The sequence below is a fragment of the Micromonospora sp. R77 genome, assembly GCF_022747945.1.
Taxonomy (GTDB): domain Bacteria; phylum Actinomycetota; class Actinomycetes; order Mycobacteriales; family Micromonosporaceae; genus Micromonospora.
In genome coordinates this window covers 1-1225 of sequence record NZ_JALDST010000023.1, presented here as the reverse complement: position 1 = coordinate 1225, position 1225 = coordinate 1, and the positions used below count along the sequence as shown (strand labels likewise).

Below are 1225 nucleotides of genomic sequence, written 5' to 3'. Positions count from 1 at the left end.
GTGAGCACCCCGACCAGCTGGACCGCCTGACCGGCCGCCACGGCGGCGCCCGCCCGGCCGGTCAGGTTGCCCCAGCCGGAGGGGCTCACCGCCCAGCCGACGGCCACGAAGAGGCCGAGCAGCACCCCCACCGCCGGTGACCACCACCAGCGGCGGCCCAGGCCCACGACGAGCGCGCCGGCCAGCAGGATGACGATCCCCGGCGGGATCGCGACGGGGAACTCCACCCCCGCCGCCCAGAGCCCGCCGATGCCGGCGGCGCCGACGACCAGACCCAGAACGGTGTACGCGCGTGCCATCTCCCTCATGGACCGCAGCATCCACCGCCGGCCCCCGGTGGGTCGTCGGCGTGGCCGCGTCACCCCGGCTACCGCCGGCGGCGTAGCGGCCGGTCCGGGCTACGCCGGTGGGCGTACCCCGGACCGTCGGCGATCGGGGCCGCCCGCGCCCCGCACCGGCCGTTTGTCGACGGGCGGTGCGGGTAACCGCGTCGCCGGTCCCGGAGTCGGGCGGGCCGGCGAGGACAGGAGGGCGACGTGCGGTTTCCCCGGTTCGTCGAGGCGGTGTCCCGCCGTGCCGAGCTGCCCGTCGAGCAGGCGGCCACCATCTCCCGCGCGGTGCTGCAGACCCTCGCCGAGCGGATCACCGGCGGCGAGAGCGAGGACCTGGCCGCCCAACTGCCGGACGAGCTGAGCGGCTACCTCGCCGCCCCGCCCGGCGACACCCCGACCGGCGGGTCGGTGGAGTTCCTGTTCCGGGTGGCCCACCGGGCCGGGGTGGACCCGGCCGTCGCCGAGGTGGGCGTACGGGCGGTGCTGACCACCCTGCGGGAGGCGGTCACCGTCGGCGAGTTCGAGGACATGGTGGCGCAGTTGCCGCGCGGCTTCGACGCGATGGTCGACCCGATCCCACGCCCCCCGTACGAGGGGTGAACCGTCAGCCGGCCTGGGGCGGGTCGGCGAGGTCGTCGGCCGACGGCTCCTGCGGGGTGGCCACCCAGGCGGAGAAGACCGGCACCCCGTGCCACACCCCGGCGCCGTCCCGCCGCTCGTCGGTGGCCACCGCCACCACCGCGTACGGGTGACCGAAGCGCAGCTCCGCCGTCCGGGCCACCCCCTCGGGGGCGAGGCTGACCAGGGCGAACGCGGCGGTGACGGCGGCGGCTTCGAAGCCGTACCGGCCGAAGTGGGCCAGGGCGCTCTGCCGCGCCTCGACGCCGGCCCCC

At 77.4% G+C, this 1225-nt stretch carries 2 protein-coding genes and 1 pseudogene; 1 reads left to right on the top strand and 2 read right to left on the bottom strand.

The window, feature by feature from the left end:
• Positions 1–308, bottom strand: a 308-nt coding sequence (locus MRQ36_RS32930; protein ID WP_242801737.1) for a hypothetical protein, incomplete at its 3' end; no start/stop codon positions are given.
• 228 nt (positions 309–536) lie between these two features.
• Between MRQ36_RS32930 and MRQ36_RS32925 the strand changes: the two genes are divergently transcribed.
• Positions 537–932 carry a DUF2267 domain-containing protein gene (locus MRQ36_RS32925; protein ID WP_242791390.1) on the top strand — a complete coding sequence of 132 codons (396 nt, stop codon included), beginning with the start codon at positions 537–539 and terminating at the stop codon, positions 930–932.
• A 4-nt stretch (positions 933–936) separates the two neighbouring features.
• Here MRQ36_RS32925 and MRQ36_RS32920 read toward each other — a convergent pair.
• A pseudogene (locus tag MRQ36_RS32920) lies at positions 937–1225 on the bottom strand (hypothetical protein); the annotation flags it as partial.